Origin of the sequence: Umezawaea tangerina, from assembly GCF_003002815.1 — a bacterium.
In the GTDB taxonomy this organism is placed as follows: domain Bacteria; phylum Actinomycetota; class Actinomycetes; order Mycobacteriales; family Pseudonocardiaceae; genus Umezawaea; species Umezawaea tangerina.
The window spans coordinates 209,447-234,572 of the sequence record NZ_PVTF01000002.1; the positions used below are offsets into that span (position 1 = coordinate 209,447).

The 25,126-nt window shown below is 73.1% G+C and carries 22 protein-coding genes; 10 read left to right on the forward strand and 12 right to left on the reverse strand.

Features of this window, described 5'->3' with window-relative positions:
- Nucleotides 1–23: 23 nt before the first annotated feature.
- The 4 genes from CLV43_RS07035 (at nucleotide 24) to CLV43_RS07050 (ending at nucleotide 3,505) form a co-directional block, all read left to right on the forward strand.
- Nucleotides 24–1,316, forward strand: coding sequence for an MFS transporter (locus tag CLV43_RS07035; protein WP_106186238.1), 1,293 nt, complete (start codon nucleotides 24–26; stop codon nucleotides 1,314–1,316).
- Nucleotides 1,317–1,389: 73 nt separating this feature from the next.
- Nucleotides 1,390–1,932, forward strand: coding sequence for a CGNR zinc finger domain-containing protein (locus CLV43_RS07040; RefSeq protein WP_106186239.1), 543 nt, complete (start codon nucleotides 1,390–1,392; stop codon nucleotides 1,930–1,932).
- A gap of 17 nt (nucleotides 1,933–1,949) precedes the next feature.
- Nucleotides 1,950–2,390, forward strand: coding sequence for a hypothetical protein (locus CLV43_RS07045; protein ID WP_106186240.1), 441 nt, complete (start codon nucleotides 1,950–1,952; stop codon nucleotides 2,388–2,390).
- Between the two features lie 152 nt (nucleotides 2,391–2,542).
- Entirely contained in the window at nucleotides 2,543–3,505 is a 963-nt protein-coding gene (locus CLV43_RS07050; protein WP_170155723.1) for a LysR family transcriptional regulator, read from the forward strand.
- 193 nt (nucleotides 3,506–3,698) lie between these two features.
- On the opposite strand, the gene CLV43_RS07055 is transcribed toward CLV43_RS07050, so the two are convergent.
- The 3 genes from CLV43_RS07055 to CLV43_RS07065 all read right to left on the reverse strand — a co-directional run bounded on the left by CLV43_RS07055 (nucleotide 3,699) and on the right by CLV43_RS07065 (nucleotide 7,826).
- Nucleotides 3,699–4,727: a S66 family peptidase gene (locus tag CLV43_RS07055; RefSeq protein ID WP_106186242.1), complete on the reverse strand. Its 1,029-nt coding sequence runs from the start codon at nucleotides 4,725–4,727 to the stop codon at nucleotides 3,699–3,701.
- A 52-nt stretch (nucleotides 4,728–4,779) separates the two neighbouring features.
- Nucleotides 4,780–6,465, reverse strand: coding sequence for a DUF4832 domain-containing protein (locus CLV43_RS07060; RefSeq protein WP_106186243.1), 1,686 nt, complete (start codon nucleotides 6,463–6,465; stop codon nucleotides 4,780–4,782).
- 716 nt (nucleotides 6,466–7,181) lie between these two features.
- Nucleotides 7,182–7,826 (reverse strand): TetR/AcrR family transcriptional regulator, encoded by a 645-nt coding sequence (locus tag CLV43_RS07065; protein WP_106186244.1) that lies wholly within the window; start codon nucleotides 7,824–7,826, stop codon nucleotides 7,182–7,184.
- Between the two features lie 107 nt (nucleotides 7,827–7,933).
- Between CLV43_RS07065 and CLV43_RS07070 the strand changes: the two genes are divergently transcribed.
- From CLV43_RS07070 to CLV43_RS07080, 3 genes are read left to right on the forward strand one after another with little or no spacing between them, the layout of a single operon-like run.
- Complete coding sequence (locus tag CLV43_RS07070) at nucleotides 7,934–8,989, forward strand: medium chain dehydrogenase/reductase family protein (RefSeq protein WP_106186245.1); 1,056 nt, start codon at nucleotides 7,934–7,936, stop codon at nucleotides 8,987–8,989.
- A gap of 56 nt (nucleotides 8,990–9,045) precedes the next feature.
- Nucleotides 9,046–9,621 carry a TetR/AcrR family transcriptional regulator gene (locus tag CLV43_RS07075; protein ID WP_211304272.1) on the forward strand — a complete coding sequence of 192 codons (576 nt, stop codon included), beginning with the start codon at nucleotides 9,046–9,048 and terminating at the stop codon, nucleotides 9,619–9,621.
- 28 nt (nucleotides 9,622–9,649) lie between these two features.
- Nucleotides 9,650–10,243, forward strand: coding sequence for an ABC transporter permease (locus CLV43_RS07080; protein WP_106186247.1), 594 nt, complete (start codon nucleotides 9,650–9,652; stop codon nucleotides 10,241–10,243).
- Here CLV43_RS07080 and CLV43_RS07085 read toward each other — a convergent pair whose 3' ends face one another.
- Nucleotides 10,244–13,882, reverse strand: coding sequence for a DUF4132 domain-containing protein (locus CLV43_RS07085; RefSeq protein WP_170155724.1), 3,639 nt, complete (start codon nucleotides 13,880–13,882; stop codon nucleotides 10,244–10,246). It abuts the gene before it with no gap.
- Between the two features lie 143 nt (nucleotides 13,883–14,025).
- Here CLV43_RS07085 and CLV43_RS07090 point away from each other — a divergent pair, with 143 nt between their 5' ends.
- On the forward strand, nucleotides 14,026–14,805 hold the full coding sequence (locus CLV43_RS07090) for an endonuclease/exonuclease/phosphatase family protein (protein WP_106186249.1): 780 nt from the start codon (nucleotides 14,026–14,028) through the stop codon (nucleotides 14,803–14,805).
- On the opposite strand, the gene CLV43_RS07095 is transcribed toward CLV43_RS07090, so the two are convergent.
- The 7 genes from CLV43_RS07095 to CLV43_RS07125 form a co-directional block, all read right to left on the reverse strand.
- Nucleotides 14,806–17,973, reverse strand: a complete 3,168-nt coding sequence (locus CLV43_RS07095) for an ATP-binding protein (RefSeq protein ID WP_106186250.1) — start codon at nucleotides 17,971–17,973, stop codon at nucleotides 14,806–14,808.
- On the reverse strand, nucleotides 17,970–18,578 hold the full coding sequence (locus CLV43_RS07100) for a hypothetical protein (RefSeq protein ID WP_106186251.1): 609 nt from the start codon (nucleotides 18,576–18,578) through the stop codon (nucleotides 17,970–17,972). The genes CLV43_RS07095 and CLV43_RS07100 overlap by 4 nt, the downstream gene beginning before the upstream one ends.
- Entirely contained in the window at nucleotides 18,571–19,608 is a 1,038-nt protein-coding gene (locus tag CLV43_RS07105; protein WP_146174671.1) for a hypothetical protein, read from the reverse strand. Before CLV43_RS07105 ends, CLV43_RS07100 begins: the two co-directional genes overlap by 8 nt.
- Nucleotides 19,605–20,120 carry a DUF4365 domain-containing protein gene (locus CLV43_RS07110; protein ID WP_106186253.1) on the reverse strand — a complete coding sequence of 172 codons (516 nt, stop codon included), beginning with the start codon at nucleotides 20,118–20,120 and terminating at the stop codon, nucleotides 19,605–19,607. Before CLV43_RS07110 ends, CLV43_RS07105 begins: the two co-directional genes overlap by 4 nt.
- Nucleotides 20,121–20,209: 89 nt before the next feature.
- On the reverse strand, nucleotides 20,210–21,379 hold the full coding sequence (locus tag CLV43_RS07115) for a glycosyltransferase 87 family protein (protein WP_245886200.1): 1,170 nt from the start codon (nucleotides 21,377–21,379) through the stop codon (nucleotides 20,210–20,212).
- 118 nt (nucleotides 21,380–21,497) lie between these two features.
- Nucleotides 21,498–22,157 carry a response regulator gene (locus tag CLV43_RS07120; RefSeq protein WP_106186255.1) on the reverse strand — a complete coding sequence of 220 codons (660 nt, stop codon included), beginning with the start codon at nucleotides 22,155–22,157 and terminating at the stop codon, nucleotides 21,498–21,500.
- The gene (locus CLV43_RS07125) at nucleotides 22,154–23,311 is read right to left on the reverse strand and encodes a sensor histidine kinase (RefSeq protein WP_146174672.1); all 1,158 of its coding nucleotides are present in this window, start codon (nucleotides 23,309–23,311) and stop codon (nucleotides 22,154–22,156) included. The genes CLV43_RS07120 and CLV43_RS07125 overlap by 4 nt, the downstream gene beginning before the upstream one ends.
- Nucleotides 23,312–23,489: 178 nt before the next feature.
- Here CLV43_RS07125 and CLV43_RS07130 point away from each other — a divergent pair, with 178 nt between their 5' ends.
- Together CLV43_RS07130 and CLV43_RS07135 are read left to right on the forward strand one after the other, a co-directional pair.
- The gene (locus tag CLV43_RS07130) at nucleotides 23,490–24,047 is read left to right on the forward strand and encodes a carboxymuconolactone decarboxylase family protein (RefSeq protein ID WP_106186257.1); all 558 of its coding nucleotides are present in this window, start codon (nucleotides 23,490–23,492) and stop codon (nucleotides 24,045–24,047) included.
- A gap of 4 nt (nucleotides 24,048–24,051) precedes the next feature.
- Nucleotides 24,052–24,876, forward strand: coding sequence for a helix-turn-helix domain-containing protein (locus CLV43_RS07135; RefSeq protein ID WP_106186258.1), 825 nt, complete (start codon nucleotides 24,052–24,054; stop codon nucleotides 24,874–24,876).
- A gap of 46 nt (nucleotides 24,877–24,922) precedes the next feature.
- On the opposite strand, the gene CLV43_RS07140 is transcribed toward CLV43_RS07135, so the two are convergent.
- Entirely contained in the window at nucleotides 24,923–25,117 is a 195-nt protein-coding gene (locus tag CLV43_RS07140; protein ID WP_106186259.1) for a ferredoxin, read from the reverse strand.
- Nucleotides 25,118–25,126 lie beyond the last annotated feature (9 nt).

The following is a 25,126-nucleotide window of genomic DNA, read 5'->3' on the forward strand; positions in this document are numbered from 1 at the left end:
GCAACGAACCAGGAGAGCACTCGATGTCCCAGCAGACGCAGGACCGACCGGACCTCACACCGCCACCGCGCGGCGACGACGTGGTCGTCGGCCGCACCGGCAAGAAGCACTCCCCCCGCTACCGCTGGGGCATCCTGGGCATCGGGATCTTCGCCCAGGCCGCGTTCAGCGCCACCTTCCAGGGCATCCCCACCTCGGGCTCGATCCTCGCCGCCGCCTACGGCTTCTCGCTGGCCGAGCTGGGTCTCGTGCTCGCGGCCGTGACCGCGGGCATCTTCATCACCGACGTGTTCTGGGGCGTGCTGTCCGACCGCATCGGCGAGCGGACCGTCCTGATCATCGGCCTCGGCGGCACGACGGCGACCCTCGCCTACGTGACCGCGTTCCTGGTCCCCGGCGGGGGCACGGCACCGGCCGCCTGGGCGTTGGCGGCGGTCCTGTTCCTGTCCGGCGCGCTCGGCGGCTGCGTCAACGGCGCCTCCGGACGTGCCGTGATGGGCTGGTTCCCGCCCGAGAAGCGCGGCTTCGCCATCAGCCTGCGGGTCGCCGCCGTGCCGCTGGGCGGCGCGCTGGGCGCGGCGATCATGCCGTCGCTCGCCCTCGGCGCCGGGTTCCGCTGGGTGTTCGGGTTCCTCACCGCGTTCATGCTCGCCGCGACCGTCGCCGTGGTCCTGTGGCTGGACGAGCCGCCCATCGCGCGCACCAAGGCCACCGACGGCATGGCCGCCACCACCGTGGTCAGCCCGCTCAAGCGCTGGGACATCTGGCGGGTGGCGATCACCGCGTTCCTGCTCGACCTCCCGCAGTTCACCGTCCTCACCTTCGGCACGGTGTTCCTCACCTCCGAGATCGGCCTGCCGATCGAGGGCGTCGTGGTGGCGCTCGTCGTGGTGCAGCTCCTCGCCGCCGCCTCTCGCGTGGTGGGCGGCCGGTGGACCGACCAGCGGGGCGGCCGCTACCGCCGGACGCTGGTGCGCGTGTACAGCTGGGCCATCGCGGCGGCGTTCGTCGGGGTGTCGCTCTACTCGTTCGCGCCGACGTGGATCGTGGTCGGCCTGTTCGTCGCCGCCGGGTTCCTGGCCTGCGGCTGGCACGGCGTGCACTACGCCGAGATCGCGACCATGGCGGGCGCGGAGCGCTCGGGCACCGCGCTCGGACTGGAGAACACGATGGTGTTCGGCGGCGCGTTCGTGACGCCGCTGATCATCCCGCTGGTGCTCGCGGCGTCGTCGTGGCCCGTGGTGATGCTCCTGGTCGGCGCGCTGCCGGCGGTAGCCTCGGCGTTGCTGATGCCCAGGGAGCTCCCTGTGGGCTGAGCCGGTTCGACGGCGCGCGGCGACCGGTCCGCGCGCCACCGGTGCGGAGGAGGCGGACGTCCTGAACGATCCGGTGCGGCACGAGCGGGTGTGCCTCGAACTGGTGGGCACGGTGCGCGGCAGGCTGGGCGAGCCCAGCGACGACCTGGCGGATCCGGTGTCGCTGGCGGGCTGGCTGGCGCGGCGCGGACTGCGCCCCACCGAGGAGCCCGACGCCGCGCACGTGACCGGGTTCCGCGCCCTGCGCGAGGCGTCCTACCGGCTGCTGGTGGCCGTCACGGGCGGCGGGGCGCCCCGCCCGGACGACGTGGCGCTGGTCAACCGCCGGGCCGCCCACCCCGCGCCCGCCGTCTCCCTGGTCGACACCCCCGGCGGTGGGCTCCGGCGCGAGGTCGCGGTACCCACCCCGGAGCAGGCGTTGGCGGTGGTCGCGCGCGACCTCGTCGACCTGGTCGGCGGCCCGGACCTGGTCCGCCTGCACCAGTGCGAGGCCGACGTGTGCGGAACGTTCTTCGTCGACACCTCGCGGGCGGGCTCCCGCCGCTGGTGCTCCTCCGCGACCTGCGGGAACCGGGCACGGGTTGCCGCGCACAGGGGCCGTGCCGCCCAACCCTGACACGACAAGGACCGCCCATGATCTACCTGCACACTTCGGCGCTCGTCCGCGTCGCCGGACTCGACGACGATCCGCTGCCGGCCCTGCTGTCGGAGACGGAGGACGGCATCGCGGTGTCCAGCGAGCTGAGCAAGGTCGAACTCACCTCTCCCCCGTTGCCCTCCGCGGTCCTCCGGCGCGCGCGGGCGGTCCTCGACTCGCCCGCGGTCGTCACCGTCGAGGTGTCGGACCTGATGCGGGAGTCCGCCGACTCGCTCACCGACGGCGGCATGGAGGAGAGCCAGGCCGTCCACCTCGCCACGGCGCTCAGCCTCGGCGCGGCCGTGACGGTGTTCGCGTGCGACGACCCGGAGGTGGCCGCGGCCGCGGCGGCCCGCGGGATCCGCGCCGCCGTCCCACCATTCGGAACGGATCGGGCGAAACCTCAGTACGCCCACAATTGCGAGAACCGATGTTGATTCGGGTTACCGCAATCACTTTCTCCAGCCCATCCGAACGACGCCCCCGAAACTTGGATCGCCGATATGATCGACCGGTCGCGCCACTGCAAAGCGATGAAGCATTCGGGGCACGGAGCAGTTTCTGGGGACTCAAATTGGACATCCGGCAATTGAACGCCTTTCGGGTCGTATCTCAGACGGGGAGCATCACGAAGGCGGCGGCGATCCTGGGGTACTCGCAGTCCGCCGTCACCTCGCAGATCAAGAAACTGGAGGCGGTCGTGCGCGCGCCGCTCTTCGAGCGCAGACGGGAAGGGGTAAGGCTGACTCCGGGCGGGGAGCGCTTCCTGCCGTACGTCACCAGGCTCCTCAGACTGTCCGACGAGGCCATGTCGGTCCTGGCGCCCAAAGCGTCGTTAGTGGGCCGGATGACCATCGGCGCGAGCGAGTCGATCACGACCTACCGCCTCCCCGACGTCATCCGGCACTTCCACTCGGCGCACCCCGACGTCCGGCTGACGCTGAGAACCTTCCACGAGGGACCGGCGCACATGGCGGAAGCGCTGGCGCGCGGCGACATCGACGTCGCCGTCACCCACTGCGTGGATCCGGGCCCGGAGGGGGCGCAGTCCAAGCGGTTGGCGACCGAGCCGCTGACCCTCGTCGCCACGCCGGAGCACCCGCTCGCCGAGCGGGACGTCGTCACCTCGGCGGACCTGTGCGGCACGAGAACCCTGATCGTGCAGGCGACCTGCGTGTACGACGTCGCGCTGCGGACCGCGCTGCCCGCGGACCGCACGGTCGCGCCGTTCCAGTTCGGCACCATCGAGGCCGTGAAGATCGCGGCGAGATCGGGCCAGGGGGTGGCCCTGCTGCCGAAGGTCGCCGTGACCGACCAGCTGCTGGCCGGTGAGCTGGTCGAACTGTGCTGGGCCTCGCCGGTGACCGTCAGCAGCTACGCGCTGTGGGGCGAGAACTGGGAGGAGTCCCGCCTGCTGACCGCGCTGGACGCCCAGCTCGACCGGGTCGCGGGCGAGTGGCACCGCCCGGACCGCGGCCCGCACGGCGGCATCGTCCCCCGGATCCCCTCGCCCAGCACGGGGTCGCGCTACCCCGGCCTGGTCTCCGGGTGACCGCGGGACCGCCGGACGCGGGATCCCCCACCACGCGTCCGGCGGTCCCGACCACCGTCTCTCCACTGTGGACCATCGGCTCGTCCTACGACCGGATGACGGCACCGCGGTGTCCACATAGGTCACTCCAAGGCCGAACCCGGCGACTCTCCCGGTGGTGCGGCGGACCGCGAACTCCGGGACCGCGGGCCCGTCACGCCAGGGTCTGTTCCAGGCGGTCGTGCCCGGCCGTGTGCACGACCCGACCCAACGCGCCGTTGACCAGCGGCATGAACGGCGCGACGTGGCCGCACTCGACGTCGGCGATGATCGGCACCCCCAGTCCGCCGAGCGCGTCGAGCACGGCGGCGTGCTGCGTCAGCGCACCCCACGCGGGGGCAGCGGTTCGACCGACGAGGACGGCTTCGGCGCCGTCGAAGAACCCGGCCAGCCTCATGCCGTGGAGGTGGCGGCAGATCGCCGCGGCGTCGGAGTCCGACGCCTCGACGTAGACGATCAGCCCTTCCGGGGCCGACCTCCGGCGGAACCCGGCGACGTCACCGAAGGGGGTGCCGGTCAGGTTGCACAGGGTCTCGACGCAGCCCCCGACCAGCCTCCCCACGACGTCCACGTCACCTTCGCCGTCGAGCCTCGTCCACCGGCCGGGCGCGTCCAGGACGAACCGGTCGACCTCGGGGTGCAGCCGGTAGTCGTCGAACCCCGCCGTGCGGTGCAGGCCCGGCGGCGTCTGCACGAGCGTCGACCCGGCCGGAGCCGCGACGACGTCCAGCCAGGACGACAACCCTTCCGGCGTGCGGTAGGGCGTGTCCATCAGGTTGTTGCCGTGCACGGTCGCGACCCCGGTCACCAGGGTCAGCGGCGTGATCACCGTCGAGATGTCGGAGTACCCGACCACCCAAGTCGGCTCGGCCCCGCGCAGCGCGTCCCAGTCGAGCAGCGGCAGCAGGTCGATCGCCGTCTCCCCGCCCCACGGCGGCACGACGGCCTTGATCGCCGGGTCGGTCAGCATCGCCACGAGCTCCGCCGCGCGCTCGGCGGCGGGCGCGCTCACGTGCCCGGAGCCGTCCATGCACGTTCCCACGACCACCTCGTAGCCGTGGGACTCCACGACGCGGATCGCGTGGTCCAGACGCCCCTTCATGTCATCGGGGACACCGCTGGAGGGCGCCGTGACGCCGATCCGGTCACCCGGTACGAGCGGTGCGGGGAAGGTGACGGCCATGGGGTCAACGTAGTCCAGCGGCCGCCCCCTCCCCCGCCCGATCACCTCGGGTTCACGAGACGACCACCGCGTGCCGGAGGTCGTTGAACCCGGTCGACGCCTCCCACAGGCCGTTGTTGGCCGTCCGCGCGGAGTACTCCGGACGGCCGGGGAGCGCCGGGTCCGCAAGCTCCAGCAGCAGCGCGTACGTGCCGGGTGCCAGTGACGACGGCACCGTCAGGGTCTGAGCCACCGTGGTCGTGCCGGGCAGCCACGTGCGCGGGTCGGCGTTGAGCGGGAGCCGGGTCACCGCGCCGCTGGAGGTGTTGCGCAGCACCAGTGCCACCGAACGCGGGTTGACCGCGGCGGCGTAACCGTCGTTCGTGAGGCTGATCCGGACGGCGAGACCACCGCCGCGCGCCGCGGTCGCCGGGAACGAGCCGTCGCGCAGCGTGAACCGGTACCCGAGCCGGTTGGTCACGTCCGCCAGGCAGCCCTGCGCCGCCCACGACTGGAGCACACCCTGCTGGTAGTCGGTGTTCAGGTACGACCAGTGGAACCGGGACAGCTCGGCCGTGGCGGTCGGGCAGTCCGAGCGGGGCGCGTTCTGGGCGCAGGTCTCGCCGCCCATCGGCACCGTGCGGGTCTCGGTCTCCAGGTACGGGTACTCCACCGCGGTGTTCTCGTAGGTGCCGAAGTCGTCCGGGCTCGCCAGGAAGCAGTCGTTGTGGTGGCCCAACCGCGTCGCGCCGCCCGCGTACAGGGTCCGCTTGAACTTCGGCGTGCGCAGCTGCACGGCCCTGGTCGCGGGCAGCACGCTCAACAGCTTGTCCACCACCGCTTTGCGGTTCGCCCAGTCGGCTGAGGACACCGAGCCGGCGTTGCCGAAGTTGCGGGTGTAGTACCACTCCCCCCACGCGCCGATGAAGCCCGCCTGCACCACGCCGACCACGTCCGAGTTGCCCGAGAGGTAAGGAGCGAGCTGGTCGAGGTGGGCCAACACCCGGTCCTTGGGCGCGTCGTCACCGGCGTCCGACGCCGTGTAGGCGAAGCGCAGCACCAGTTTCACACCCGCCGCGCGGGCCGCGGCGAACTGGCGTTGGAGACGGTCCAAAGCGGACTGGGCGATGGGAGCGGACTTGAACTCCGCCAAGTAGAAGACGCACATCACCAGCGTGATGGACTGCGACTCGCGGTACTGGCGGAGGGTGTCGGCGGAGAAGTCGGCCTTGTCGCAGTCCTGGGTGTGGTGGTAGAGGCCGCGTTCCGGGTTGGCGATGGTGGCCGACGACGGTTCGTAGGTGGTGCCACCGCCGCTGCCGCCGGTGTAGGAGTACGTGGTCTTGGCGGAGGTCTCCAAGGGCGACTCGACCTGGAACACGGCGTCGGCGTCGTTCGGGGACGCCTGCTCGCCGAGATCGGCCCGGTCGACGGTCCACCGGGCCGAGCCGTTGGACGAGGTGAACGAGACCGTTTTCAGGAGCGTCCAGGACCAGCCGGTGCCGGTGTGGCGGTACAGGGAACCGTTCTCGACGAGGTAGTCGGCCCCGGTGCCCGTTTGGGGGAATCCGGTGGTGGCGTCGCGGTCCACGTCGACGTAGACCCGCGCGAACGCGGGGGTGCCGGTGTAGGCGACCTGGTAGGTGACGGTGGTGGCGGTGCTGGTCACCGACGGGGTGGAGATGGTGGCACCGGCGGGGGTCGCCGCCGTGCAGGTGGCGGCCAGCGCGAGGGTCAAGCCCCAGACGATCTTCGGCACGTGGTCTCCTCGGTGGTTGCGCCCGCGGCGGGGGTTTTATCTAAGCGGGGCAGGAGGAGGCGTATCTAGAGGAGGGCGAGGTCTGGTCGGTCTGTGGGTGTTGCCCGGTATGGGTGGCTGGTTCCTCGACACCGGGTATCGCTACAGCCGTCTCCGGGTGCGGTCGGCTTGACTTGGGGCCCCTTTTTTGGGCTTCGTCGGGCGAAAAAGGGCAGGTGGTAGAGCCTGCCCGCCGCCGCAAGTTTAAGCCCAAAAACCCCAAGTCAAGCCGACCGCACGAGCGGACGAGCACGCTCGCTTCCAGCGTGCGCAGGTCGGTTGCTCGCTTCCAGCATCGTCAAGCGGGCGCACGAGCGGGCGAGCGCGGTCGCTTGCAGCGTCACTGGCCGGTTGCTCGCTTCCGGCGTGGTTAAGCGGGTAAGCGTGGTCGCTTGCAGCGTCGCTGGGCGTTTCCGCACAAGCGGGCAAGCACTTGTCCACCACCACCCCAGCCCATCCCACCACCACTTTCTTTCCCACCCCGCCTCTGCTTCCAGCGTCGATGGGCCGCTCCGCACAAGCGGGCAAGCACTTGCGTCCCATCACCCCGCCCAACGCCCGCTTCCAGCGTCGTTGCCTCGTCCGCGCAAGCGGACGAGCACTTGCCCCACCACTACCCCAGCCCATCCCACCGCCACCTTCTTTCCCACCCCACCCCTGCTTCCAGCGTCGTTGGGCTACTTCAGGTGGGCCAGGGTGGTGATGATGCGGTCGGCGATGTCGGGGGGCCAGGGGTAGGCGACTGTGACGGCGCGTTGGTGGGCGAGGCCGTGTAGGCCTAGCCAGAGGGCGACGGCGTCGGCGGGGAGGTTGTCGCTGGTGGCGAGGTCGGCCTCGACGCAGCCGGTCAGGGCGTCGACCAGGAGTTGCATGCTGGTGTCGCCGAGGGCGGCGAGGTCGGCTTCGGTCAGGGTGGTCTGGTCGAGGTCGGGCATCCAGAGGCCGCCGAACATGGTGCGGTAGCGGCCGGGGTGGCTTTGGGCGAAGTCGAGGTAGGCGTGGCCCAGGGCCAGTAGGCGGGAGCGGGGGTCGGGGGGTGCGGTGGTCATCGCGGACTGGAGGCGGTCCTCGAGTTCGGTGAAGGCCTGGCGGACGACCGCGAGCATGATCATCGGCTGGTCGGGGAAGTGGCGGTAGATCGAGGGGGCGGCGATGCCCACGCGGCGGGCGACCGCGCGCAGGGTGACGGCCTTCTCGTCGCCGGTCTCGTCGAGCAGTTCCACGGCGGCGGCGACGATGTCGTCACGCAGGCGAGCGCCCTCCCCCCGGCGGTTGCGGGCGCGGGTGGGGGCTGGCGCGTCTGACTCCGTGGTGTCTGCCATGCCGTTACCTTACGCGAAGAAACTTACTTGCGTTACCTCTTGTGCTCGCTAAGCGAACGTGCGTAACCTTATCGCCGTAAGCACAACGACCGCACAGGGAGAACGCCATGAACAGCAGCACTGTCAGCACTCGCGCCACCGAGGTCGTCCTGCCGGGCAAGGTCGGGACGGACGGGCTCGAGGTCCGCACCCGTGAGCTGGCCGCGCCCGCCGCGGGGCAGGTCGTGCTGCGGATGGAGGCGAGCGGCGTGTCGTTCGCGGAGCAGCAGATGCGGCGCGGCAAGTACTACGACCAGCCCGCCTTCCCCTTCGTGCCCGGTTACGACGTCGTCGGCACGGTGACCGCGGTCGGGGCGGGCGTGGACCCAGGGCTGGTCGGCCGCCGGTTCGCGGCGGCCACGAAGATCGGCGGCTGGGCCAGCTCGCTGCTGCTCGACGCGGGTGACCTGGTGGCCGTGCCGGAGGGCGTGTCGGCGGCCGCCGCGGAGACGGTGGCGGTCAACGGCGTCACGGCGTGGCAGATGCTGCACCGGTCGGCGAAGGTGCGGTCGGGCGGGACGATCGTGGTGCTGGGCGCCAACGGCGGCGTCGGGTCGACGCTGGCGCAGCTGGCCCGGCACGCGGGGATCAAGGTGATCGGCACGGCGTCGCCGCGGCACCACGACACGCTGCGCGAGCTGGGTGTGGTCCCGGTCGACTACCGCGACCCGGCCATGTACGAGCGCATCCGGGAGATCGCGCCGGACGGCGTGGACGCGGTGTTCGACCACGTCGGCGGTGCCGGTCTGCACAAGTCGTGGGAACTGGTGCGCAAGGGCGGGACGCTGGTGTCCTACGGCACCGCGGCGACGAAGGACGACGAGGGCAACTCGCAGCTGCCGGTGCTGAAGTCGTTCTTCCGGCTGCTGGCGTGGAACTACCTGCCCAACGGCAAGGGCGCGAGCTTCTACAACTTCTGGGCGGGCAAGCGCCGCCTGGAGACCTTCCGCGGCAGGCTGCGCGACGACCTCACCCGGGTGCTGGCGCTGGTGGCCGACGGCGTCCTGACCCCGCAGATCGCCGCGGAGTTCCCGCTGGCCAAGGCCGGGGAGGCGCTGGCGCTGGCCGAGTCGCGCACGGTCGCGGGCAAGATCGTCATCGTCCCCGACGTGCCCAGGCCATGAGCACCGCGGCCGGTTCGCCACGGCCCCGCGCGCGCAACCGGCGTGGAGAGGGCGGTTTGCTCCGCGCCGAGATCCTGGCGGTCGCGACCGCCCTGCTCGACGCGGGCGGCGACCCGAGGGCCGTGACGCTGCGGGCGGTCGCCCGCGGCGTCGGGATCGCCGCTCCGTCGATCTACCCGCACTTCCTGGACCAGTCGGCCATCGTGCTCGCCGTCGTGCAGCAGGCGTTCGCCGAGCTGTGCGAGTGGCTCCGGTCCGCCGTCGACGCGGCGGGCGAGGACCCGAGGACCCGGCTGCACGCCCTGTGCCGGGCCTACCTGGACTTCGCCCGCACCCATCCCGAGCGCTACCGCCTGATGTTCGGCGGCGCCTGGATGCCCGCCGCCGACAGCGGCATCACCCCCGACCAGCTCGCCGAGCTCGGCGCGGGAACGCTGCGGCTCGTCGCCGACGCCATGACCGCCTGCGTCGACGCCGGCTGCTGCACCAGCGAGGACCCGGACGCCGACGCGGTCGCGCTGTGGGTCGGGCTGCACGGCCTCGCCCACCAGCGCGCCATCGCCACCTCGTTCCCCTGGCCCGCCGACATCACCGAACGGCTCGCCGTCCCGTTGTCCCACCTCGTCGCCTGACGACCACCCGCCACCGGAGGCACCAGCCATGAGCACCGCGACCCTCACCGCACCGACCGCCCCCGCCGCCGTCCGCACCGGCCGGGTCGACAACCGCGCCACCTACGTCAGCTTCGGCCTCGCCTACGTGCTCGGCCACGGCGCCGCAGCCCTGTCCAAGGGCGCGGACCCCCTGCTCCCACTACCCGGCTGGCTCCCCATGACCCTGCTCGGCATCGGCCTCGCGGCGGGCACGGTCCACAGCACCATCGCCGCGCTCACCGCCCAACGCGGCGCCAGCCGCCCCGACGCCCTCTCCGGCCAGCTCCTCGGCCTCTCCTGGGCGGGCGGGTTCACCGCGCTCTTCCTGGTCATCACCGGCCTCACGTCCATGGTGGACACCCCGGACCTGCAGACCGTCCTGTGGCCCACCGGTTCCGGCCTCGTCGTCGGCCTGCTCTACCTCGGCGAGGGCGCCGTCCGCCGCAACGTCCTGCACTACTGCCTCGGTGCCTGGCTCGCCCTCACCTCCTCCGCCGCCCTCCTGCTCGACACCTCCGCCCTCTTCGCCGTCCTCGCCATCGCGGGCGGCGGCGGCTACGCGGTCGCCGCCCTCCTCGAACACCGCCGCCTCACCGCCTGATCACCTCCCGGTCAGCTCCGCCAGGTCACCCACCACCTCGCTGGCCGACACGGGGTCGAGCCCGGCGAGCGTGGTGTCGGCCGGGTTGGTGTGCCAGCGGTGGCCCGCGGTGTCGCGGTCGACGAAGACGCGCCGCACGGTCTGGTCGCCGAGGGCGTCGAGGTCGCCCACCACCAAGCCGGGGTCGAGCTCGACGATCGCGTGCAGACCGCCGGGGAGCTCCTTGTAGAGACCCGGTTCCACGCCGCCGTCCATGGGCGCGCCGCGCTGCCAGCCCAGGCGCACCAGGGACAGCACCCGCGTGGTGGGCAGGACGACACCCTCGAACCGCGTCAGCCTGCTGCCCGCCCGCTCCGCCTCGGTGAGCACGTGCACCGGGCGGCCGAGCTGGGGGAAGGGTTGCAGGATCTCGTAGTCGGCGAACACCTCGGCCCACGCGGTCGTGGAGTCGCCCAGCCGCACGGGATGCGCCACCGCCACCACGGCGTCCGCGGACAGCGCGTGCACCTCGTCGTCCACATCGGACAGCGACCGGTCCTCCGCCACCCGGAACGAGCCGGTCACCGCGCCCGAACCGCTCAGCACCACCCACACCAGCCGCCGCACCACGTGCACCAGCAGCGGGTGACCGACGAGGAACTCGGCGAACTCCGCGCCGGTCCACGTCCGCCCGCCCACCATCGCCCGTTCCAGCCGGGTGATCTGGTCGGCGGCCAGGGTGCGCACGTCCTTCTTCAGCCCGGCGAAGCGCTGGTACGCCGCGGTCGCCAGCTCCTCGTCGTCCTTGACACCGGGCTTCGGCAAGGACTTGCGGGGCTTGCCGTCCTCATCGGACACGACCGGCCGCAGCCGCTCGTCGAACCCGACGACGAACCGGCGCGGACCGTAGTCGAGCACCAGCGAGCCGTCCGGGGACAGGCCGAGGTCCGGGACGAGGCGGTCGGCCAGCCGTTCCGGCGACAGGCCGAGCCTCGCGGCCACGTGGGCGATCTTCTCCCCCGCCCGCTCGCGCAGACCGGCGAACTTCACCTTCCGCGCGATGCCGTCGAGGTGCATGAGGGCCACGTCGGTGCCGATGTCGGCGAGCACGTCGAGGCCGGTGACGGCGCGGGCGTGGCCGCCCTCGCCCGGCCAGGCGCGGATCACCGGGGCGAGGGCGCGCACGGTGCCGTCGTCGCCGAGCACGCCGAGCGCCGTCAGCGCCCACCCGTCCTTGGGCGGCATCCCGGCCGCCCGCCACTGCTCGAACAGGCCCCAGCCGAACGCGGCGAGGGACGCGGGCTCGCAGGCCCGCACGACCGGGTCGACGCCGCCGTAGTGCTCGCCGGGGCGGCCCAGCGCCAACATCGTGAGCAGGTCGCGCAGCGCGTCGGCGGGCAGCGCGAACCACCGGTCGCGCAACCGGACCTGCGGCAACGACGCCAGGTCCACCCACGCGCCGGGCACCGGGAGCTTCTTGGGCAGCAGGGACAACGGGTCCGTCGCGAGGACGGTGCGCGTGGCGCCCACGGCGTCGGCGCCGAGAGCGGACGCGGCGGCCAGCACCGCGGTCTCGCCGACGTCGGCGGCGACCAGCCGGACCGCGCCCTCCGCCGCGGTCCGCTCCCGGCCCGGCGCGCCGAGGGCGGTGGGCAGCAGGAACGGCAGGGCGGCGGCACCGTGCCGGGTGAGCCAGGCCGTGGCCTGCGACCGCGCGGACTTCTTGTCCAGCGCGGCCACCACCGCCCGTGCGACCCGCTCGTCCAGCACGGGGTGGAGCACGCGCAGGACGTCCGCCGTTCCGCCGAGGCTGAGCAGGGCGGGCAGCGCGGCGAGGCCGAAGCGCTCCAGCAGCGCCGTGCCCCACGACTCGACGCGCCAGGCGCTGCGCGGCCGGTACACGCCGACCAGCGGCCCCACCAGCTCCAGCGGCGCGTGCAGGAGCGTCGGGTAGGCGATGCCGCCGTTCTCGACCCGGTGCGCCACCTCGGCCGCCCAGTCGGTCGTGCGGCGGTGGTAGAGGAGGTTCCCGTCCCGTTCGGCGGCAGCGGCCCGCTCCTCCCCCGGCAGCCACGCGATCCGCGCCGCGGCGGTGACGGGCAGTCCGGGCAGCACGACCGGCGGCGCGGGACGGGGGCGTGTCCACGGCGGGGTGCGCAGGACGTCCGGCAGCAGCTCGGCGGGTGCGTCGGGGAGCCGGTCGACGCCGTCGAGCAGCGCCAGCGCGGCTTCCCGCTGCGCGGCCGCCAAGCCGGGCACGACGTCGTCCAGCAGGGCGGGGAACGCGACGAGGTGGCTGCGCAGCAGGTCGCGCGCGGCGGGCGCCCACGGCTCGCCGCCCACGACCGCCGCGGCGAGCAGCCGAGCCGCCCGCCGCGGGTAGCGCCGCACCGCCTCCTGGAGCGCGGGCCGGACGTGCGGACCGTCGACCCGGACCAGCAGCCGGGTGAACGCGTCGTCGGTGGGCATCTCGACCAGCCCGGCCAGCAGCCTGCGGCCCAGGTCGGCGTCGGCGCCCTCCAGCCAGTCGGCGAACGCGGCCGCGGCGGCCGGTCCGAGGGCCCGCAGCAGGGTCGGCACGACCCTGCCGTCCCGCTCGGCGGCCCGGTGCGCGGTGAACCGCGAGACCTCCGCGAGCTGCTCCGGCGTGCCCACCGCGGCTACCGCGCAGGCCGCCGTGATCCCGCCCGTGATGTCCGCGACGACGGCGAGCGCCCGGTCCACCAGCGCGGTCTCGGTCGGCAGCAGGAACGCCGCGACGCAGGCACCGGGACCACCGGTGGACAGCGCGGTGACCTCGGCGACCGCCGCCGCGTACTGCTCGTCGTCGGCCGCGGCGAGCGCGCGCCGCACGTCACCGCGCACCTCGTCGACGACCGAGCCCCACGGAAGCCGCTCGTCGCCCTTCGCCCGGCGCAGGACCATCGGCGTGCGGTTCGCCGGGCCTCCGGTGTCGCTCACCACCTCGGCCGCGAGCACCGTCGCGGTGGCGGCGAACCCCACGCCGTTCCGCCGGACCCACTCGGGGGCCAGCTTCGCCAGGTCGCGCCGCTCCCGGTAGCCCACGATCCCGGCGAGGGCGACAGCCGTGGCGGCGGCACCCAACGGGTCGGCCGCACCGTCGAGGTAGCGCGCCACCGCCTGGCCGATCTCCCGGTCCGTCGCCTGCAACACCGCGTCCAGCTTGCGGCGGTACCGCTGCGCGAACTCCGCCGCCGTGCCGTCGACCGCCGGGTCGGCCTGGTACCGCCCACGCCCCTGGTCGCGACGCGGGTACGCCGCCCGCACCGGCCCGCCGGGCGCGAACACGTCCTCGTCCGGCCAGTCCGCGACCACCGACGCGGCCTCCGCCACCGGGTCGCCAGTCGGATCGGCCACGACCACCGGCTCCGCTTCCGGCACCGGTTCGGCGGTCCGGTCCGCCACGACCACCGGCGCGGCCTCGGCCGGGTCTCCCCCGATCTCGCGGTAGCCCTTGCGGAGCTTGCCCGCGGCCTGCGTGGACAGGAACGCCTCCGCGGCGGCCTCGTCGGCGAACTCCTTGCGCTTGCTCTGCCCGGTCGTGCCCAGGCGCCCCCAGCGCACCGTCACGGCGGTGTCCTGCCGGGACGCCTCCCAGAACTTCTCGGAGCTTCCCCCGACGTACTCCAGCCGCCGCACGGCCCCTCCCACCACTGTGGATCGATGTCCGCCGCACCGTAACCCGGAGCACCGACAGTTCCGGCGGTTTCCCGAAGCGACGGGGGCCCGCGCGTCCGGTCGGCGGTACGACCGGACACCGGCCAGGGCAGAGCATGGGCGCCATGGGCTCACCGCGCCGAACGACCGGCCTCCTGCTGGCCGCGCTGCTCCTGTCCGCGTCGGCGGTGGTCCCCGCGCACGCGGCCACCGCGTTCAAGGTGCTGCAGATGAACCTCTGCAACAGCGGCATCGCGGGCTGCTACCAGAACGGGCTCGCCGTGGGCGAGGCCGTCACGATGATCCAGAACCGCCAGCCCGACGTCGTCTCGGTGAACGAGGTGTGCCTCTCCGACCTGCCCGCCCTCACCGCGGCCGTCGGCACGAGCGCGCGCTACCAGTTCGCCTTCGTGCGCAACCGGTCCACGGGCTCGGACTACCAGTGCACGGCGGGCCGCGGCGCGTACGGCAGCGGGATCATCGTCAAGGAGGGCATCGCCACCAGCGGGACCGGCGTGTACGCCGCGCAGGACGGCGGCACCGAGATGCGGGCCTGGGCGTGCGCGCTGAGCGCCGTGCGCGGCTTCACCGCCTGCACCACCCACCTCAGCACCACCGGCACCACCGCACTCGCCCAGTGCCGCGAACTGGTGCCCGCCACCGTCCTGTCCTACGACCCGACCGCCTCGCCGTCCACCCGGCACGTCGTCGTCGGCGACCTGAACCTCAAGTACAGCCCCGGTTCCACCACCAACGCCCAGAACTGCGTCCCGTCGGGCTGGTTCCGCAAGGGCGACGGCGACGTCCAGCACGTCGTCGCCCGCACCCTCGCCTTCGTCTCCACCCAGACCTACACCATGCGCCGCACCGACCACCCCGCGTTCGTCGTGAACTACACGTTCTGATCAGCCGCGCCGGGCCCGCGCGATGACCTCCTCCTCCGTCAGCGCCGTGGGCGGGTGGTGGCTCAGGCACATCGGCACGCGCACCTTGGACATCCCGGTGCCCTCGGTCGCGCCGTAGAACTGCCCGGCGGGCAACCGGGACACGTCCTCGATGCGACCGCCCTTCGCCCTGGCCAGGTCCACCGCCGCCTGGATCTGGACACCGGCGTTGAGCAGTCCGAAGAACTGGGTCGCGGCGTTGCCGGTGACCACGTTGTGCAGCGCCTTGGGCGCCTGCGTCGCGTACACCATGCCCAGCCCGTACTTGCGGGCCTGCGACGCCAGCGTCAGCGTGCTCTGCGTGGACGCGGTCGTGGTGCGGGAGGACACGAACGTCTGCGCCTCGTCCAGCACCAGCAGACCGCCGAGCGGCCGGTCCCTGGCCGGGTTGCGCTTGACCCAGGAGAACAGGGCGAGCTGCAGCTGGTTGACGAACGTCTGCCGCTGCTCCTCGTTGGGCAGCCCGATGCAGCTGACCACGGACACCCTGGCGCGCTTGCCCGGCGGCGGGGTCAGCAGCACGCCGGGGTCCAGCCGCTCCCCCGCGCCGCCGAACACCGGGTCGTTGATCATCGCCGTGTTCAGGCCGTCGGCGATGTCGCCCGCCAGCCGCACCGCGTCGCGCACCGTGCTCACCCCGGACGGGATGTTCTCCAGGTAGGCGAGGAAGTCCCCGAGGTCACCGCCGGAGCCGCGGACGAACCGGGTCAGCGCCTGGGTCAGCACCGCCCGGCCCGCGTTGACCTTGCGGCCGGTCAGCCCAGTGCGCGGCAGCAGGCCCGCCACGGCCGCGTCGATCGCCATCCGGAACTCGTCGGGGTCCTCCGGTTCGCGGTCGAACCCCGGCAACGGGTCGAGCGCGAGTGCCCGGCCCGCCTCGCGGCGCGGTGTCCACACCACCACGTCGGTCTCGCGCAGGTAGCGGTCCGCGCGCTCGGCGTCGCCCGGCTCCCAGCCGTTCGGCGGCGCGGGCCACCGGTCGCCGAGCCGGGACAGGTCGTTGTTGGTGTCGATCAGGATGGACGACACCCCGTGCAGCGCGACCTCCTCGACCAACCGTCGCAACAGGACTGTCTTGCCCGACCCGCTGCCCGCGAACACGACCGTGTGCTTGCGCAGCTGCGCGAGCTCCAGGGTGAACGGCTTCCCGTTGTTGACACCCGTTCCGAGTCGGATCGAGGACTCACCGGGCTCCGGCGCGGCCTGCGGTTCCTCCAGCACCGGACCGGCACCCAGCGTGCCGCTGACACCCGGCCACTCCGGTGCCGGGTCGTCCGGCATCACCTCCGCGGGCACAGCCTCCGTGGGCACAGCCTCCTCGGGTACCGCGGTCGCGGCCTCGCCGACCACGACGTCCAGGTCGGCGAGGACCCCGGCCAGCAGGTGGGAGGTCGTCGCCGGACGCCGCTCCAGCAGCCAGGGCAGGAAGCCCGGCGGCGACTGGCGCAGCATCCCGTCCAGCGCCGTGAACACGCGCAGGTCGTGCGACTCGATCGTCCTGGTCACGCCACCCTCCTCCTCGAGGACGGCCAGCGCCTGGGCCGTCGCCCGCCCGGACGAGAAGGGGGTGTTGCGCAGCACCACCAGGTGCTTGCGCCCGTCACCCCGGCGCAGCTCCGCCTCCAGGTGGGCGGACTTCAACCGGGCCAGCACCGCGCTGTGGTGGGTGTGCGAGATGGCCCGGAAGCTCCAGTGGACCTCGTCCTCGCGGGCCTCGTCGACGGTCAGCCGGAGCCGGGCGTGCAGCGCCGGGTTGACACCGGGCGGCGGGTCGATGCCCAACAGCCCGCCGTTGACGTCCTGTTCCAGCACGAAGCAGCGCAGCGCCGCGCCGAGCAGGGCCGACATGAGCCGGTCCTCGTGCTTCGGGTCCAGCGGCGACACGATGTCCGCCTCGGCGCACAACCGCGCGAACAACGCGTCCAGCTCCTCGGACTCCGCGGGCACCGACGGCGGCGCGCCCGAGACCTCCACCTCGCGGTCCGCGAAGTCCGCGAGCTCCACGACCTCGTCCAGCGCGACGCACCGGCGGACGTGCTCGTCGACGCGCTGGAGCAGCTGGCGCGGCGTCGAGTGCGCCACCTCCTTGCCCTCGAACGCCGAGGGCAGGACCGGCCACGAGGGGTACCGGGGCTCGAACCCGATCTCGCCGTAGAGGCCGCCGAGGTGCCGTTCGACGATGGCGGCCGCCACGGAGGCGCTGGGCATGGCCGTGCGCAGGTCGACGACCCGGAACCGGTCGGCCGCGGAGTTGACCGCCTTGTGCTCGATCAGCTCCCACGAGCGCGGGATGCAAGCCACCACGACGATCGTGCGGGTGGCCTCCTCCCGCAGTCGCATCAGCCCGTCGGCGAGGCGGTCGACCAGCGCCTGCTCCCCCGGCCCGTCCGCGGCCTCGGTGATGACGCTGTCGACCTGGTCCACGGCCATGACCACGGGCCCGGTGAGCGCGAAGATCCTGGACAGGTCGCCCAGCAGCAGCTGCCGGGACCTGTCGGTCGTCTGGAAGCCCCACTTCACCCGGTCGGCCTCGTCGATGCCGTGCTCCAGCACGAGGTAGGCGTTGCCGACCTCCCAGTCCTTGCCCGTCTTCCGGTAGAGCACCAGGGCGCGCAGGGTGTCCTGGCACTCGGTCGCCACTCTCGGGTCGACGGCGTGCAGCCGCTCCAGCAGGCCGTCGACGTCCTGCTTCCGCACCGGCAGCGGGCCGCTCAGCCGCATCCGGGACTCGGCGTCGTGACCGGTGAGATCCGCCAGCCTGCCCAGCATCGTGCCCAGCTGACCGCCGTCGGGGCCGAGCAGCCCCCTGAGCACCCCGTGGACGGCGCCCGCCCAGAACGACTCCCGGTCGAGCAGCTTCAGCAGGAAGAACGAGCCGTCGTCCTGCACCTGCCGCCGGAGCCACCCCAGCATGTGCGTCTTGCCGACACCGCGCTCGCCGCGCAGGACCAGCCCCATGGGCGAGGTGCCGGGGCGTCGGCGGGCGGCCCCCAGGGCGTGGGTGATCGTCTCGACGGCCCGCGGGTGCAGGCCGTCGACGTGGTGGTCGGCCGGGCTCCAGATGTCGTCCGGGGTCACGGCCCAGCTGAACTGGATCGAGGACAGCGCCTGCCGCTCGTCCTCGTTCACCTGGCCGCCTCGACCATCAGGGTGTGCCGCGGGGTGCCGCCCAGGACGAGCGCGGCCTCGCGGTCCTCGTCGGTCAGGGACTTCTGGTCTGCCTCCGCGCGGAGGTGGACGTCCGGGCGGTCGGCCAGCGACGTCAACGCCCGGTCCACCACGGGCCGCGCTAGGTCGTCCAGGCGTTCCCGGAGCGCCCGGAGCCCGACGGCCTCGCCCGGCTTCGCCGCCAGAACCCGGTACGCGGTCTCGACCCGGTGCTCGGGATCGAGGACGAAGATGTCGGTCAGCGACGTGCCGGTCAGCTCGAAGTGGCGGTGCAGACCGGCCATCACCACGTGCAGCGCCCCGCCCAGGTAGCCCGCCCTGGGCGGCAGGGGCGCGGTGAGCTCGGCCTGGCACCGCACACCGCCCTCGTCGGTGAGCGCGTGCACGAAGGCCCGGCCCACCTTCTCGCTGGTGACCAGCCCGAGCTCGTTCAGCTTCTTGCGGCACTCCCCGTCGACGGTGAACCCCGCCAGCTCGCGGAGTTCCGCGTTGGTCAGCTCACGCGCCTCGGCCATCAGCACCAGCAGTGCGGCGCGCTCGCGCGTGGTCAGCCGTCCCTCAACCATTCCGGTCCCGTTCTCCTCGCTCGGCCACGGTGAAACCGCTCGGCTCCACCGCGATTCCGTACCTGGTCCCCGTGCTCTCGACAGCGCCCTCGGCCTGGACCTCGTCCTCCGCGCGATGCGCCTCGATGGCCAGCAGGTAGGTCTCGTGGTCGTCCACCCGGACCCGGACCGCCCGTTCGCGGCCCACGGGGGCGCCGTCGACGACCAGCGTTCCCCGGACGGTGACCACCCGCCGACCCCCGCTGTCCTGGGCGAGCCTGGTCACGCGTCCCCGCACGAGCGCCCGCTCGGCGGTGACCGGCTCGACCCGCTTGCGCCGGGCGCGGGCGCGCACACCGAAGTCGGCGGGGAAGCTCAGGACGGCGTCGGGTTCGGCGGAGGGCAGGGCGAGGGCCCAGTGGAACGCCAGCTCGAAGGCCGACGCGCGGTGCTCGCCCGCCAGGTCGGCCAGGCACCCGCACACGTCGTCGACCAGACCGTGCCGGGGCAGGTCGCGCCAAGCGGTGGGGTCCGGCGAGTCGGCGGCGGCGAGGACGGTGGCCGAGGTGCGCAGCACCCGGAGGGTCGCCCTCCGGCCCACACCGTCGTGCCGGACCGGCACCAGGACGTCGAGTCCGAACCCGTCCTCCGCGGTCGCCAGCGCGGTCCGGTCCAGCAGGTCGCCCGTGTCCGGGGCCACGTCGTGGGCGCAGGTGGCTACCAGGTCCCGGACGGCGCGCACCGCGCGGAACCCCGCGGCGAGGGGCACGGTGCCCGCGCGGGGTAATCGCAACCGGTAGGACAGCACGTCCGCGGACGGCGCGACCATGTCCCGCACCACTTCTCGCGGCGTGCGCCCCTCGGCGTCGGCGACGCACGCCAGCAGTTCGCGCAGCCGCGGCGACACGTCCCCCCGGTCGTCACCGGGCGGTACCAGGACGTCGAAGTCGCCGAGGGACCGGACGTCGGCTCCCCGCCAGTGCCCGGTGACCTCCCACCCCCTCGCGGCGAGGTACCCGACGACCTGGTCCACCCGGACGGCAGGGGTCATGTGCTCGCCGGCGCCGGGGCGCCGTCGGCGATCAGGGCGCGCAGGCTGGCGGTCGTCAGCACGTTGCCCAGCGGGATCTTGACCCTGGTGCGGCTGCGGCGGTCGGGGGCGGGGAACGGGACGCGGTCGCGCAGCGAGTGGTGGTAGCCGATGTGCCGCAGCAGCAGTCCCGCGGGACTGAGGTCGGTGTAGCGGTCCGCCTTGGGCGGGACGTGGACCACGAAGAGGTAGCGGGGAACGACGAAGTCGTCCCCGGCCAGCTTGTTGAACTGGGCCTGGTCGAGCCCGTCGAAGTCGATCATCCCGTGCCGGGGCACCGCGGTGGAGACCGTTTTGATCTGCACGTCGATCCTCGGCGAGAAACCGCGCGGAGTGCGGCCCGGCATCTTGATGCACAGGTCTATCCCGTCGAGGTCGACATCGTCCTCAGCCCAGAGCAGCCCGGCTCCGGAAGCGAGTGCCCTCACGTAGTCGGCGCCGAATTTGCCCTGGTGGTTGCGGGCGTCGAGCACGGTCCACCTTTCCCTCGAACGCGTTCCCCGACGAGCCCTGGGCACTTTACGCGATTCGCCACCCCGTTCATCGGGGACCGGGAAAGAAGTCACCCAGTTCTTTTTCCCATCCTGAGAACCGCATTAATGCGGAATGAATGGGATCGGACCACCGCGACACCGCGGGAACTCCGCCACCGGCGAAGGACCAGCCCGCCGAGGACGGCCAGGGCGACGAGCACGTAGGCGTTGCCTGCCAGGGACTCCAGCGCCGTCCACGACGACTCGCGCCCCTCCGCCCGCGGCACCAGCGCGAACACCCACCCGGTGAACAGCACGACCACCGCCACCAGACCGCCGTGCCGACGCCGGGCCTGGAGGAGGGCGCACAGCGGGGCCGCCCAGACCCAGTGGTGCGTCCACGAGATCGGGCTGACCAGCACGCCGCAGAAGGCCGTCACCAGCAGTGCGCCCACCGCGTCGCCGCGGCGGTGCAGGTCGCGGACCAGGTACGCGGCGGCGCACAGCACCAGCAGCACCACCGCGGCGGTGACCGGACCGGAGTCGCCCAGCACGCGGCGGACCAGGCCGCTGACCGACTGGTTGCCCCACCACCCGTTGGAGCCCGCGCTGTTGGCGGACAGCATCGTGGACGTCCAGTACCGCACGCTGTCACCAGGCAGCAGCACGAATCCCGTCACGCCCAGGCCCGCGAACACCCCCAGCGCGCGCAGCGCGTCCGCACGGCGTCCGGTCAGCAGCAGGTGCGCCACGAACACCAGCGGTGTCAGCTTCACCGCGGCCGCGACGCCGACCAGCACCCCGGACCACCGGGAACCGCGCAGCACCAGCACGTCCAGCAGCACCAGCGCCATCAGCACCGCGTTGACCTGCCCCAGCCCGACCGTCCGCCACACCGGTTCCAGCACCAGCACGAGCGGCAGCACCCACCACGCCCCGCCCACCAGTCGCACAGAAGAGTGCAGCGCCAGCACGGTCACGACCGCCAGCAGTCCCCAGGCGAACTGCACCGGCAGCCCTGCCAGGGGCAGGAACGCCACGGCGGCGATCGGCGGGTAGGCGAACGGGAGCTCGGGCGACCAGTCCGGGGTCGCCGTCAGCGGGCCGTAGAGCGGTTCACCGTGCAGCACGGCCAACGCGCCCGACCGGTACACGGCGCTGTCCACGCCCAACGGCCAGCCGAGCGCCCACCACACCACCGCCACCGCGGCGAGCAGCGCGGCCAGGACCAGTGGGAACCGGGCTGGGACAAGGGGCACAGCGGGTGTTTTGGCCACCCGTCCGACGCTAGGAACAGCGGCCACGGCAGTCGTCCCGCCGCGGTGGTGTCCTGACCCGCCCCCTGGGTACGGGTCGGATCCGACCCGTACCCCGGTACTACTCCGCGGGCACCACCAGACCGCACTCGTAGGCCAGCACGACGGCCTGGGCGCGGTCGCGCAGGCCGAGCTTGGTCAGCACCCGGCTCACGTGGCTCTTGGCGGTCTGCTCGGCGATGGTGAGCGCGCCCGCGATCTCGGCGTTGGACAGGCCGCGCGCGACCAGCCGCAGCACCTCGACCTCGCGGGGTGTGAGGTAGCGCAACGCCGAGTCGTCCTGCCGTCGCGCCGTGCGGCTCGCGAAGGCGGCCACCAGCCGCCGGGTGACCGACGGGGCGAACAGCGCGTGCCCGGCGGCCACCACGCGGACGGCGTTGACGAGGTCGGCCAGCGGGGCGTCCTTGACCATGAACCCGCTGGCACCCGCGCGCAGCGCGCCGTAGACGTGCTCGTCGAGGTCGAACGTGGTCAGCACCAACACCTTCGGCGGCTCGTCGCCGGAGTCGACGATGCGGCGGGTCGCCTCCAGCCCGTCCATCACGGGCATCCGCACGTCCATCAGCACCACGTCCGGCACGAGGTCGCGGGCCAGCGCCACGGCGTCCGCGCCGGTGCCCGCCTCGCCGACGACCTCCACATCGGACTGGCTGTCCAGCGCCACCCGGAAGCTCTCCCGGATCATCGCCTGGTCGTCGACCACCAGCACCCTGATCGTCACGAAACCCCTTCCTCTCCCAGCGGCAGCTCCGCGACCACGACGAACCCGCCGTCCGCGGTCGGTTCCGCGGTGAGCTCGCCTCCGAGCACCCGCACCCGTTCCGCCATCCCCACCAGTCCGTGGCGCGCCCGCGCCGGGTCGCCGTCGACCGCGCGTCGGGTCGCGGCCGCGTTGCGCACCTCGATGCCCAGCACACCACCGTCCAGCAAGATCTTGACGGAGACCGCGCCGCCGGGCGCGTGCCTCCCGCTGTTGCTCAACGCCTCCTGGACGATCCGGTACGCCGACAGCCCGACGCCCGCGGGCACCGGCACCGAGCCGACGTCGACCCGGAGCGCGACCTCGGTGCCGGTGGCGCGGAACCGGTCCACCATCCCCTCGACGTCGGCCAGTCCGGGCTGCGGCGCGCCGTCCTCACCGTCTTCGGCCCGCAGCACCAGCAGCATCCGGCGCATCTCGGTGAGCCCGTCGCGGGCCATGCCCTGGATCACGTCCAGCTCCGCGCGCACCTCGGGTGCCAGGTCCGGCAGCCGGTAGGACACCGCGTCGGTGCGCAGGACCAGCGCCGACATGTGGTGGCTGACGACGTCGTGCAGCTCCCGCGCGATGCGGGTGCGCTCCTCCGCGGCGATGGCACGGGTCCGCTCGGCCCGCCGCTGGTCGTCGACCTGCCGCCGCTGCCGCACCGCGTTGCCCAGCACGACCGCGCCGACCAGGAGGAATCCGGGCAGCGGCGCGTCGCCCCAGTCCGACAGGTGCGGCCAGGTCGCCACGAAGGTGACCACCAGCGCGACCGCCACCACGCGCGGGCGGTAACCCAGCGCCACCCGGTACAGGACGTACCCGACCGCCAGGGTGAGCCCGAGCGTCCACGACCAGCCCCACGTCTGCTCGGGGCCGGTCCGCCCGCCGTAGGCGCGGGGCAGGAAGAGCACCAGCAGCACGGACACCGACCACGCGACCGGCGGGTTGCGCGTCACCAGCAGCACCGGCACCGCCGTCAGCGCCCCGCAGAACAGGTTCACCCCGTGCAGGCCGTCCTCGCGGTACAGGGCGGTCGGCCAGATCGCGAGGAGCACGCAGAGCGCGGCCACCAGGTACGTCGACCTGGCCTCGTGCGCCCTCACCCACTCGATGCCCCGCCCCAGTCGCACCCGGTCACGGTAACCGCCCTCCCGTCACCGCGTGTCGCCGGCGGCCCCACCGCACCGAACAGCGGCCGCTCGTTCCCGGTCGAGGGGTGCGCGTGGACACCGGCGCCGTCGAGGTGACCGACGGCGTTTACCCCGGAGGGAATTGGCGGGGCGCGACGGCGGGCGAAGGATTCCGGCCATGACCACTTTTCCCGTCCACACCACCGAGTCCGCCCCCGACAGCGCCCGCGGGCCGTTGGAGGCACTGCAGGGCGCGTTCGGCTTCGTCCCGAACGTCGCGGGCGTCATGGCCGGGTCACCGCCGCTGGTGAACTCGTTCTTCTCGGCGTTCGGCCAGTTCCGCGGCGCGGGCACCTTCTCCCCCGCCGAACGCCAGGTCCTGCTGCTGTCCAACGCAGTCGCCAACGACTGCGCGTGGGCCGTGGCGTTCCACTCGCTGGAGGCGCTGCTGGACGGCGTCGACCCGGACGCGGTGGAGGCGCTGCGCAGGCGCGAGCTGCCCGACGACCCGCGGCTGGCGGCGCTGTCCACCCTCACCCGCGCGCTGATCGACAACCGCGGCCACCTCGGCGAGGGCGACGTGAAGGCGTTCACCGAGGCGGGCTTCAGCGGGTCCCAGGTGCTCGAGGTGATCACCGGCGTGGCGATCTCGACCATGACCAACCACGCCGCCAACGTCGCCCGGCCCCCGCTGGAGCCCCAGATCGGCGGGCACGCCTGGACCGGCGGATACTGACGCCGTGTCGGACGTCGGCCCGTTGTTGAAGCACTGGCGCAACGCGCGGCGGCTGAGCCAGCTCGCGCTGTCCACCGAGGCGGCCGTGTCGTTGCGGCACCTGTGCTTCGTCGAGACCGGCAGGGCGAACCCGAGCCGGGCCATGGTGCTGCGGCTCGCCGAGGTGCTCGACGTGCCCCTGCGGGAGCGCAACGCGCTGCTGCTCAGCGCCGGGTTCGCCCCGGTCTACCAGGAGTCCGAACTGGACGCCCCGGAACTGGCCGCCGTCCGCGGCGCGCTGGAGACCATCCTCCGGCAGCAGGAGCCGTTCCCGGCGCTGGTGGTGGACCGGAGCTGGGACATCCGGCACACCAACGCCGCGGCCGTGCGGTTCTTCGACCTGCTGCGCGGCGGCCGGACGACCGCGCCACCCGGCCCGGCGAACGTGCTGCGCCGGATGTTCCACCCGGACGGCGTGCGGCCGCACGTGGCGAACTGGCAGGAGGTCGCCGAGGCGCTGGTGCGTCGGGTCCGCCGGGAGGCGATCGGCGGGGTCACCGACGAACGGGCGCAGCGGATCCTGGAGGAGGTGCTCTCCTACCCCGGTGTGCCCGCGTCGCTGCGGTCGCTCGACACCAGCGCGCCGCTGCTGCCGATCGTGCCGATCCGGTACGCGCTGGGCGAGCGGCGGTTCGACTACTTCTCCACGGTCACGACGCTGGGCACACCTCAGGACGTGACGCTGCAGGAGCTGCGCATCGAGTGCTTCTTCCCGGTGGACGACGAGACCCGCGCGGCCGCGCACGAGCTCGCCGGGTCCGACGTCCACAACGGACGGACGGGCCCGTGACCGCGCGGGCCGCCCCGAGTGCACCGGGGCGGCCCGCGCGGACGGCTCAACCGGACAGCGAGATCGCCTGGCTGGGGCAGACGCGCACGGCCTCGCGCACGTGCTCCAGCTGGTCGCCCTCCGGTTCGTCCACGAGCACGACCACCGTGCCGTCGTCCTCGCTCTGGTCGAACACGTCGGGCTCGGTGAGCACGCACTGACCCGCGCCCACGCAGCGCCCGACATCGGCGATGAGCTTCATCCCGACCTC

What these genes read in the sequence shown, in the direction of transcription:
- CLV43_RS07130 (WP_106186257.1), top strand. Translation starts at nt 23,490, where the DNA reads ATGACCACTTTTCCCGTCCACACCACCGAGTCCGCCCCCGACAGCGCC.
- CLV43_RS07035 (WP_106186238.1), top strand. Translation starts at nt 24, where the DNA reads ATGTCCCAGCAGACGCAGGACCGACCGGACCTCACACCGCCACCGCGC.
- CLV43_RS07055 (WP_106186242.1), bottom strand. Translation starts at nt 4,727, where the DNA reads ATGGCCGTCACCTTCCCCGCACCGCTCGTACCGGGTGACCGGATCGGC.
- CLV43_RS07070 (WP_106186245.1), top strand. Translation starts at nt 7,934, where the DNA reads ATGAACAGCAGCACTGTCAGCACTCGCGCCACCGAGGTCGTCCTGCCG.
- CLV43_RS07140 (WP_106186259.1), bottom strand. Translation starts at nt 25,117, where the DNA reads ATGAAGCTCATCGCCGATGTCGGGCGCTGCGTGGGCGCGGGTCAGTGC.
- CLV43_RS07090 (WP_106186249.1), top strand. Translation starts at nt 14,026, where the DNA reads ATGGGCTCACCGCGCCGAACGACCGGCCTCCTGCTGGCCGCGCTGCTC.
- CLV43_RS07080 (WP_106186247.1), top strand. Translation starts at nt 9,650, where the DNA reads ATGAGCACCGCGACCCTCACCGCACCGACCGCCCCCGCCGCCGTCCGC.
- CLV43_RS07100 (WP_106186251.1), bottom strand. Translation starts at nt 18,578, where the DNA reads ATGGTTGAGGGACGGCTGACCACGCGCGAGCGCGCCGCACTGCTGGTG.
- CLV43_RS07065 (WP_106186244.1), bottom strand. Translation starts at nt 7,826, where the DNA reads ATGGCAGACACCACGGAGTCAGACGCGCCAGCCCCCACCCGCGCCCGC.
- CLV43_RS07045 (WP_106186240.1), top strand. Translation starts at nt 1,950, where the DNA reads ATGATCTACCTGCACACTTCGGCGCTCGTCCGCGTCGCCGGACTCGAC.
- CLV43_RS07105 (WP_146174671.1), bottom strand. Translation starts at nt 19,608, where the DNA reads ATGACCCCTGCCGTCCGGGTGGACCAGGTCGTCGGGTACCTCGCCGCG.